We start from the raw sequence: 9,844 nt of genomic DNA on the forward strand, positions 1-9,844 counted from the left end.
CAAAACCGCCGTGAGACGACCCATGCCCGACGCCCTGCCTCTGGACCGCCGCCGCCTGATGGCCCTGGGCGCATCGGGCGTTGCGGGCGCGATCCTGCCGGGATGCGCGACGATGAGGGCCGCCGCGCCGCGCCAGACGGTGTGGACCTTTGATCGGTTGGCCGACATCGGCGGCGTGGCGACCAACGTCGAGGGCGACCCGACCCTGATCGACAGTCCCTATGGTCGCGCGGTGCGGTTCGACGGCGTGGACGACGCCCTGTTCATCGAGGACCATCCGCTGGCCGGCGCCGAGACCTTTACCTTCGAGGCCCTGTTCCGGCCCGACGGCGGCGCCTTCGAGCAGCGCTGGTTCCATCTCGCCGAAGAGGCGCCCGCCGGCCAGCCGCCGTCCCAGACGCGCTTCCTGTTCGAGATCCGCGTGGTTCAGGACCGCTGGTACCTGGACGCCTTCACGCGCGGCCCAGGCTACAACCACACCCTGATCTTTCCCGAGCGCCTCCACCCTTGCAGCCAGTGGTTTCACGTCGCCCAGACCTTCGACGGCGTGATGTACCGCGCCTATGTCGACGGCGTGCTGCAGGGCGAACATGCCGTCCCGTTCAAGCCTCAGGGGCCAGGCCGCGCCTCGGTCGGCTGTCGCATCAACCGCTTGAACTATTTCAAGGGCGCGGTGCGCCAAGCCCGCTTCACCCACGCCGCCCTGCCGCCCGCACGGTTCACGCGGCTCTAGGTTCTGAACTCATAAAGCGTTCGGGGATTTGAGGTTCTGAAAGGAGCCTTGGGATGGCGCGATACGATTTGAGCGAAACGGATTGACGTCTGAATCCGGGTGTTCGAGGCCTTGTCTGCCAGCTCGCCGTGATCGACAGTTCGATCATCCGGGCCCACCAGCACGCCGCCGGTGGAAAAAGGGGGTCCGGATCACGCCATCGGCCGTTCTCGTGGAGGACTGAGCACCAAGATCAACGCCCTGGTCGATCAGGACGGCCTGCCGTTGCGGATCGTGCTCTCGGCCGGTCAGGCATTGGACAAGGCCGCCGTTGAGGCCCTGATCGACGGCCTCAAACCCGCCAAGGCTCTGGTCGCCGACCGAGGCCATGAAGCCCAGGCCATTATCGACCCCGCCATCTACCGACACCGAAACGTCGTCGAGCGCTACTTCTGCAAGCTCAACCACTTCTGACGCGTCGCCACCCGCTTCGACAAACTCGTCCGCAACTTCCTCGCCGTCGTACTGCTCGCTTCAACAAGATTTTGGCTCAGAACTTATGAGTCCAGAACCTGGGCACCATCCCCTTACCTTTCCGCTCATCCCGGCTTTCGCCGGGATGAGCGGGAGATGGGGGGTCAGATCTCGATCAGCTCACGAATTCGGCTGCCCAGCGCCTCCATGGCGAAGGGCTTGGTCATGACGTGCATGCCGGGGTCCAGGTAGCCGTTGCCGACCACCGCATTCTCGGCATAGCCGGTGATGAACAGCACCTTCAGGTCCGGCCGCTCCAACCGTGCGGCGTCCGCCATCTGACGCCCGTTCATCCCGCCGGGCAGGCCCACGTCGGTGACCAGCAGGTCGATCCGCGCCTCTGAGTTCAGCAGCTTCAGCCCCGCCGCCCCGTCCGAGGCCTCGATGCACTGATAGCCCAGCTCGTGCAGGATTTCGGCGACCAGCATCCGCACCGTCGGCTCGTCGTCCACGACCATGACTGTTTCGCCCGCCTGGGCGCGCGGGGCCTCCTCGACCTCGGGAACCGCCTCGCCCTCCTCGACCGCGCCGTGGTGGCGCGGCAGGTAAAGGCAGACCATCGCCCCCTGCCCCGGCTCGGAATAGATCCGCACCTGTCCGCCCGATTGGCGCACGAAGCCATAGATCATCGACAGGCCCAGCCCCGTCCCCTCGCCCAGCGGCTTGGTGGTGAAGAAGGGCTCGAACGCCCGCGCCGCGACCTCCGGCGCCATGCCGGAGCCGGTGTCGCTGACGCAGATGGAGACATACTGGCCGGGGTCCAGATCCTGGGCCTTGGCCGTGCGCGCGTCGATCCATCGGTTGCCGGTCTCGATGGTCAGCCGCCCGCCGCCCGGCATGGCGTCACGCGCGTTGATGCACAGGTTCAGCACCGCGTTTTCCAACTGGTGCGCATCGATCAGCACGGGCCACAGGCCGGCGCCGGCGACCACCTCGACATGGATGCCCGGCCCCGTCGTGCGCCGGACCAGCTCCTCCATCCCGCGGATCAGGCGGTTGGGATCGGTCGGCTTGGGATCCAGGGTCTGGCGTCGCGAGAAGGCCAGCAGCCGGTGCGTCAGGGCCGCCGCCCGCTTGGCCGCGCCCTGGGCGGCGACGGTGAACCGCTCCACGTCGTTGTGCCGCCCTTGGGCGATGCGGTTGGAGATGATTTCCAGACTGCCGCTGATCCCCGCCAGCAGGTTGTTGAAGTCGTGGGCGATGCCGCCCGTCAGCTGGCCCACCGCCTCCATCTTCTGGCTCTGGCGCAGCGCCTCCTCTGCCTGCATCAGCGAGGCGGTGCGCTCTGCGACCTGGTCTTCCAGCGTCTCGTTGAACATCGCCAGTTCGGCCGCCTGGCTGCGCAGATCCTCGATATCGGTGTTGGACCCGACCCAGCGGGTAATCCGGCCCTCCTCGTCGTGGACCGGCTCGGCCCGCACCATGAAGGTGCGATAGACCCCGTCGTGCCGACGCACGCGAAACTCGGTCTCATAGACCTGGCCGCTCGCCAGCGCTCGGGACCAGGTCTCGATCGCCCGTTGCGCATCTTCGGGGTGAACATTGCTGATCCACCCCTCCGCCCCGTCCAGATCGCCATCCTTCTGGCCGGTATAGGCATAGACCTGGGGGTTAAACCAATACAGCGACCCATCCGCCCAGCTGGCCCAGATCTGGATCGGCGTGGCCTGGGCGAAGACCCGGAACTGGGCCTCGCTGTCGCGCAGGGCGGCCTCGCTCCTGGCGCGCTCGGTCGCTGACCGCACCCGTTCGGCCACGTCGCGCATCAGGCGCAGGTCGCTGTCGCTGTAATGGCGCGGCGTCGCATGGTTGACGAAGACCATGGCCACGACCCGGCCCTGCTCCATCAGCGGCATGTTGACGAACGACCCGGCGCTGATCCGCTTCAGCACCTCCGCCGTCGCGGCCGTGCGGGGATCCAGCGCCACGTCGGCGATGGTCACCGTCTCGCCGCGCTTGATGTTCTCGATGTAGGAGCCATGCTCGCGGAAGGCCAGGGTGCCGGCGATGCTGCTCACGCCCGGCTGGTTGAAGTCGCGCGCGATGGTGATGGTCTCGCCGACCGTGTCCACCGTGCCGTATCCCGCGCGGCTGACGCCCATCGTCTGGGCCAGAACCTGGGCGGACGCCTGGGCGATCTCGCCGGGGTCGGTCAGGTCGCGGATGGCGTCGTTCAGCTCCAGCAGGGCGTTCTGACGCGCCTCGCTCTGTTTGCGCTCGGTGATGTTGTTGAACAGGATCGCGACCTGCCAGGCGCCCGGCTGACCGATGCGCAGCGCCTGCACGTCGTACCAGCGGCCGAAGATGTCGGCGGGGTTTTCAAACCGCGCCGGCTGTCCCGTGCGCGCCACGCCGCCGTAAAGATCGAACCAGTGCTGCTCCAGCCCCGGTGCGATCTCGCTGACCCATTTGCCGTAAGGATCGACCAGGCCGGTCATCGCCTCGAACGCCTGGTTGCCCTCGACGATCTTGTAATCGACCGGCCGATCCGCCGCGTCGAACTTCATCTCGATGACGCAGAATCCCGTCGCCATGGCCGCGAACAGGGCGCCGTATCGCGCCTCGCTGACCGCCAGCGCCTTGGCCGCCTGATGCCGTTCCGTGACGTCCACGCCCTGAACGAAGATGCCCCAGACCTGACCGCTCGCGTCCTTCAGGGGCTGAAAGACGAAATCGACGTAGCGATCCACCGGCTCGCCGTTCGGTTCGGCCTGAACGGCAAACAGCGCGCCCTCGGCCCGGTGCGGCTCGCCTGAGCGATACACGCGGTCCAGCAGATCCAGATAGCCTTGGTCGACCGCATCGGCCAGCGTCTGCGCCACCGTGCGCCCCAAGACCTCGCGATGGCCGATCAGCTTTTGATAATTGGGATTGGTCAGCTCGAACCTGTGATCCGCCCCGACCAGCAACGCCATGAACCCAGGCGCATGGGCGAACATCTGAGTCAGATGATCGCGATCGATCCCGGCTTTCTCGGCCTGGCTGGAGACGTTATCGGGCAAGCACTTTCCCCAAAGACAGCGGTCTTGGTTTCACAAAACACAAAGCACGGCGACCGGTTGCAATCGATCCGTCCGGCGCCGGACACAGTCGTCTATCGCCGCGTTTCTGTGGACAAGGCAAGACGCTGATCCGCAACCGCGAATTTGATCCGTCCACCGATGTTCACAGGCTTGTCCACCGCCGCCGGGCCAGTCGTGCACACCGGGGCGAGATCGGGCGCTTGCCTCATAGCCGGTTTCATCGGAACGTCAACAGGCCAAGGGACACGGCGGCGCGGAAATCCAGGGGAGACCCCGGACATCAAGCGAACCGGCCCGGCTCTCCGACCCGGCGCGATCGGGCGATCTTCGGATCGTAACGTGCGGTAGGCGGGATTCAGGCTCCAGTCCTCGACGGTCTCAGGATCGACAAGGAACCGGAGAACCGGATCGGGATCGAGGGACGACACGGTCGCAATACCGTGGGACGCCCAAGACCAGGAGCGCGACGAGGTACAGCCGACCGCCCTTTCGGGTTCGCCCGAAACGACGCTGACGCCAAGGCCCTGACCCGAACGGCCAAGTCCAACCCGGACTTGGCGAGGGGACGAAGAGCACGGGCTTGCCCGCACGCTTCGTCCCCTCGCTCAATTGGGGCGCCGGCCATCTGCGCACGCACCGCAAACACCCGCTTTGTGATCGACCAAAGACCCTTTTGGCCGCTATATTGATTCACCTTGAATCGGGGATCGAATGCGCACCACCAAGGTCATACGACCGGCGAAACTGCCACTGTCGGGTTCGGCAATTTACGAGGGCGATGCGCTGACGACCCTGCGTCGGCTGCCTTCGGAAAGCATTCAGACCATCGTGACATCCCCGCCATACTGGGGGCTGCGTGATTATGACACGGACGACCAGATCGGCCTCGAAGAGACCCTGCCGGAATTCATCGCCAGCCTTCGGTCAGTGTTTAGAGAGGCCCGACGCGTTCTGGCTGACGACGGCGTATTCTGGCTGAACATCGGGGACGGATACACCAGCGGGAACCGAGGCTGGCGCGCGCCGGACAAGAAGAACCCCGCGCGCGCAATGAGCGTCAGACCGAACACGCCAGACGGGCTTAAGTCCAAAGATCTGCTCGGCATACCTTGGAGGCTCGCCTTCGCGCTGCAAGACGATGGATGGTATCTTCGCGCCGACATCATTTGGAACAAGCCAAATGCAATGCCGGAAAGCGTTAGAGATAGGCCGACACGCGCGCACGAATACATCTTCATGTTCACCAAGTCGGAAAAATATTCTTACGACAGACTTGCCGTCATCGAACCCAACGGCCGCAACCTTCGTTCGGTTTGGAATATTCACACCCAGGCGTTTCCAGGTGCGCACTTCGCGACTTTCCCTTCGAAACTGATCGAACCGTGCATCAAGGCGTCCACCAAGCCCGGCCAGTATGTGCTCGACCCCTTCTTCGGATCAGGCACGGTAGGCTTGGTCGCCCAGAACCTGGGCCGGGAATATCTGGGGATCGAACTCAATCCCAAATACGTGAAGTTGGCGGCTGAACGCCTGTCGGAGGGCGAAAGCAAGATCGTCAAGATCGCGGCATGACGTTCGTCCTGCCGATGCCCGAAACCCAGGTCGATTTCGCGACGTCCCTTTCCGGCATTCGTGAAGCGTTCTTGCAGAACGCACTGAGCCGCACGGTCAAATCTCTGAGCATTCCGGCGATCGACCAGGAACTCGCCACGCACGTCCCGCCTCATAGCCTGTCCATCCTCGCCGGCCACGGCCTGCGAGGTGAAATGATGTTCCCCGTTCCGGCGATCCTGAAAGAGAATCCCAAACTGATTGGCTACTATCGACTTCTGTATGGGTTCAGTCAGAAGGAATTCTACACGTCGGCGACCGGCTTCGGCCGGCTCAAAAGAATGGAAGAAAAGGGCGTCATCGCTCCTTCAGTCCTTGCGGACCTTCCGGCGGCCTGTGACGCCTTGGGCCAGGCGGGGGCCGTGCTGCTGTCCGCCATCGGAAGCAAGAAGATCAGTGCAGGTCTTCTCGACGATCTGACCCTACTGACTCTCGGCCCGCAGTTGCGAGGCGGAGCGAATGTTAGAAAAGGCGTCGCGGGCATCAAGACCGTATTCAACGCGATCCACGACATCGTCGCGTCTGCCGTCGTCAGCAGCACCGACACCAGGATCGAACTGAAGAATGCGGCCGGTCGAGCGGTCTTTATCGAGTTCGCACCAGACCCCGACATCATCATCCGTGAAGCGATGTCGTCGGGTTCGTATCGACAACTCATCGCCATTGAGGTGAAGGCGGGCTCGGACTTTTCGAATATTCACAACCGAATCGGCGAGGCCGAAAAGAGCCACCAGAAAGCCAAGAGCGCCGGCTTCGTGGAATGCTGGACCGTCGTGAATGTGGACAAGATCGATGTCGCAGTTTCTGAGAAAGAATCTCCCAGCACCAACCGCTTCTATCGGATTTCCGACATCATCCGAGAGGAAGGCGCAGCGTTCCTCGACTTTAGAGATCGCGTGATCTCATTGACCGGCATCGCGGACCCCGACTGACGCCGCGCCTTCCCAACGCCCCTATCCCCCCGTAAGTCAGGCGCATGACTGTACCGGGGAATCGCTTGCTGACCCGCCGCCGCGCTCTGATCGCGGGCGGTGCGGCCGTGGCGGCGGGCGCCGTGGGGCTTCGGGCCTGCGGGCGGGTGGAGGCGCCGGTGGACGAACAGGGTCGGGTGCGCCTGCGTTTCGCCACCGACTGGCGCGCCCAGGCCGAGCAGGGCGGCTTCTATCAGGCCCTGGCCAGCGGGGCCTATGAGAAGCGCGGGCTGAACGTCCAGATCGTCCAGGGCGGTCCTGGCGTGAACGTGCCGCACCTGCTGGCCTCGGGCGCCGTCGAACTGGGCATGGGCTCCAACAGCTTCATCCCGATGAACCTTGTCGCGGCCGGCGCCCCGGTGAAGGCCGTCGCCGCCTTCTTCCAGAAGGACCCCCAGGTCCTGATGGCCCATCCCGATCCGGCGCTGGAGACCATCGCCGACCTGACCGGCCGGCCCTTCCTGCTGTCCGATACGGCGGTCAGCACTTTCTGGGTCTGGCTGAAGGCCCGCTACGGCTTCACCGACGAGCAGCTGCGCCCCTACGCCTACGACCCCGCCGCCTTCATCGCCAACACGCGCGCGGTGCAGCAGGGCTATCTGACCAGCGATCCCTACGCCATCGAACAGGCGGCCGATTTCGATCCCCGGGTCTTCCTGATGGCCGACGAGGGCTATCCCTCCTACGCCGCCATGGTCCTGGCGCCCAACGCCTTCGCCCGCGACAATGGCGCGGCCTTGCGCAGCTTCATCGCCGCCTCGGCCGAGGGGTGGCGCGACTATATTCGAGGCGACGCCTCGGCCGCCGACGCCCTGATCCGCAAGGACAACCCGGACATGACCCAGGCTGTGCTGGACCAGGCCCGCGACAAGCTGCGCGACAACGCCATCGTCGACGGGGGCGACGCCGCCCTCTACGGCCTGGGCGCCCTGACCGAGGAGCGCTGGCAGGCCTTCTTCGACGTCACCTCCCAGGCCGGCGTCTATGAGGCGGGGCTGAACTGGCGCGACGCCTTCACCGACAACTATCTGCCCGGTCGCGGCTGACACGCCTTTGGTGTCGGAACCTGCCGTGGCGTTAGCGCGGGATTAAGTGGTCGAACCCTAGTGTGCGGGCTGCAATTCCTCACCGGAGAGCCGCCTTGCGCCGCGCCCTCGTCTTAACAACAGTCATTACCGCCGCCAGCGCGCTGGCCAGCGCCGCCGTCGCCCAGCAGGCGTCGACCAATCCATCCGGCCTGCGCTACCTGTCGTGGCCGGGCAAGCCGCCGGTCGCCGCGCGGTCCGTTCCTACGCCCGCCGTGACGCGGCCAGAGGCGCCGCAACCGACCGTCGTCGCCGCCAACCGCACCATCCCCGGCGCCATTCCTTTGGCCCGCCTGGCGCCCGCACCCTCCACCGCCACACCGCGCAGCAACGGCCTGACGCCCGCCAGCGCCTGGATGGGCCAGCCCGCCCCTGCCCCCGTGCAAGCCGCCCCTGCCCCCTACACCCCCGCGCCTCAACCGCAGGCGCCCGAGCCGGTCCAGAGCCAACCGCAACCGCAAGCCGAGGCTGCGCCCGCGCCCGCCCGGCAGCAGACGGTGGTCCAGGCCGCCCCCGAGCCCCAGCCGCAACCGGTCGAACCCGCCGCCCAGACGGCCGTCGCCGACCCCATGGCCCCGCGCCGCGACGCCCCCATCTATCGCCTGCAACGCCCCCAGGCCGGCGTTCCCGTGGACGCCGCCGCCGTCGCCGCCAATCAGCAGGCGGCCCAGATGGCCCCGACCGGCGACAACAGCGCCCGCTACTATTCGGTCCACCGCCAGGCCGGCCGTCATCCCGACGCCATCCCCGCGCCGCAGCAGACCTATCTGGACGCCCTGCCGGTCGAGATGACCCAGACGCCGCGCTCGAACGACCTGGCCCAGCCGGACGGTCCGCCGGCCCTGATCCGCAACGCCAACGGCTCGCTGCGCGCCGTGCCCCAGACCGAAGCCGACAACCTGCCATGAGCGATCAAGCCGTGATCGAACCTGCCGTGATCCCCGGCTCGCGCCTGCCGCAGCTGATCGCCCTGGCCGGCGAGGAGTCCAGCGAGAAGCGCCGCCTGCTGCTACGCGAACTGACCGACCACTTCTTCGGCGTTCCCGACCACAACGCCAACGAGACCGACCTCTACGGCTCGGTCCTGGCCAAGCTGTCCGACGAGATGGAGGTCGCGGTCCGCGCCGAACTGGCCGCCCGGTTCGCCGAGGCGCCCAACGCCCCCCACAGCCTGATCCGTCGCTTCGCCGACGACGAGCTGGAGGTCGCCGAACAGGTGCTGCGCGCCTCCAGCGTCCTGACCGACGAAGACCTGATCCACGTCGTGCGCAAGCGCGGCCAGGGTCATCTGCGCGCCGTCTCGGGCCGCGCCGTCGTGTCCGAGGCCGTGTCCGACATCATCGTCGAGCGCGGCGACGACGACACCCTGGACGCCCTGTTGCGCAACGACGGCGCCCGCCTGTCGCGCGCGGCGTCAGAGACCGCCGTCGAACGCGCCAAGGCCAATCCGGCCCTGCACGCCGCCACGGTCGAGCGCCAGAGCCTGCCCGCCGACCTGCTGAACGAGATGTATTTCGTCGTCGAGGCCCGGCTGCGTCACCAGATCCTGGAACAGAACGCCCGCATGGACCCCGACCTGCTGGAGGCGGCCCTGGCCGCCGGCCGCACGCGGGTCGCCACCGACGACGGCGCCCTGCCCGCCGACTATGCCGAGAACCTGGCCTATGTGGACGAACTGAAGGCCGCCGGCCAGCTGACGCCCCAGGTGCTGATCCGCTTCCTGCGCTCGAACGGCCGCACGCCCTTCCTGATCGCCCTGTCCAAACTGGCCGACATCGACTTCCACACCGCGCGCGGCATCGTCGAGCGCAAGGACCTGGACGCCCTGTCGGTGGTCTGCAAGGCGGCCGACATGGACCGCGCCGTCTATCTGACCTACGCCGTCGCCGTCCTGGGCGCCGAGGACAA

At 66.4% G+C, this 9,844-nt stretch carries 7 protein-coding genes and 2 pseudogenes; 8 read left to right on the forward strand and 1 reads right to left on the reverse strand.

Annotated elements, in window-relative coordinates; all coding sequences use genetic code 11:
* Positions 1 to 22 precede the first annotated feature (22 nt).
* The 3 genes and pseudogenes from WC597_RS14285 to WC597_RS14295 form a co-directional block, all read left to right on the forward strand.
* Entirely contained in the window at positions 23 to 733 is a 711-nt protein-coding gene (locus tag WC597_RS14285) for a LamG-like jellyroll fold domain-containing protein (protein ID WP_372694289.1), read from the forward strand.
* A 171-nt stretch (positions 734 to 904) separates the two neighbouring features.
* A pseudogene (locus WC597_RS14290) lies at positions 905 to 1,111 on the forward strand (transposase); the annotation flags it as partial.
* Positions 1,112 to 1,132: 21 nt separating this feature from the next.
* Positions 1,133 to 1,279: pseudogene (locus WC597_RS14295) on the forward strand (IS5/IS1182 family transposase); the annotation flags it as partial.
* 71 nt (positions 1,280 to 1,350) lie between these two features.
* Here WC597_RS14295 and WC597_RS14300 read toward each other — a convergent pair.
* Positions 1,351 to 4,248, reverse strand: a complete 2,898-nt coding sequence (locus WC597_RS14300) for a PAS domain S-box protein (RefSeq protein ID WP_372694290.1) — start codon at positions 4,246 to 4,248, stop codon at positions 1,351 to 1,353.
* Positions 4,249 to 4,980: 732 nt separating this feature from the next.
* Between WC597_RS14300 and WC597_RS14305 the strand changes: the two genes are divergently transcribed.
* From WC597_RS14305 to WC597_RS14325, 5 genes are all read left to right on the forward strand, one after another.
* Positions 4,981 to 5,841, forward strand: coding sequence for a site-specific DNA-methyltransferase (locus WC597_RS14305; RefSeq protein WP_372694292.1), 861 nt, complete (start codon positions 4,981 to 4,983; stop codon positions 5,839 to 5,841).
* Entirely contained in the window at positions 5,838 to 6,812 is a 975-nt protein-coding gene (locus WC597_RS14310; RefSeq protein ID WP_372694294.1) for an XcyI family restriction endonuclease, read from the forward strand. The genes WC597_RS14305 and WC597_RS14310 overlap by 4 nt, the downstream gene beginning before the upstream one ends.
* 44 nt (positions 6,813 to 6,856) lie before the next feature.
* On the forward strand, positions 6,857 to 7,897 hold the full coding sequence (locus WC597_RS14315; protein WP_372694296.1) for an ABC transporter substrate-binding protein: 1,041 nt from the start codon (positions 6,857 to 6,859) through the stop codon (positions 7,895 to 7,897).
* Positions 7,898 to 7,992: 95 nt separating this feature from the next.
* Complete coding sequence (locus tag WC597_RS14320; RefSeq protein ID WP_372694298.1) at positions 7,993 to 8,844, forward strand: hypothetical protein; 852 nt, start codon at positions 7,993 to 7,995, stop codon at positions 8,842 to 8,844.
* On the forward strand, positions 8,841 to 9,844 hold a 1,004-nt coding region (locus WC597_RS14325), incomplete at its 3' end, for a DUF2336 domain-containing protein (protein WP_372694300.1). The genes WC597_RS14320 and WC597_RS14325, both read left to right, overlap by 4 nt.

It is taken from the genome of Brevundimonas sp. (assembly GCF_041648115.1).
Classification (GTDB): Bacteria; Pseudomonadota; Alphaproteobacteria; order Caulobacterales; family Caulobacteraceae; genus Brevundimonas.

Excerpts from the sequence above, each read along its gene's own strand:
- WC597_RS14285 (WP_372694289.1), top strand. The coding sequence starts at position 23 with ATGCCCGACGCCCTGCCTCTGGACCGCCGCCGCCTGATGGCCCTGGGC.
- WC597_RS14310 (WP_372694294.1), top strand. The coding sequence starts at position 5,838 with ATGACGTTCGTCCTGCCGATGCCCGAAACCCAGGTCGATTTCGCGACG.
- WC597_RS14305 (WP_372694292.1), top strand. The coding sequence starts at position 4,981 with ATGCGCACCACCAAGGTCATACGACCGGCGAAACTGCCACTGTCGGGT.
- WC597_RS14315 (WP_372694296.1), top strand. The coding sequence starts at position 6,857 with ATGACTGTACCGGGGAATCGCTTGCTGACCCGCCGCCGCGCTCTGATC.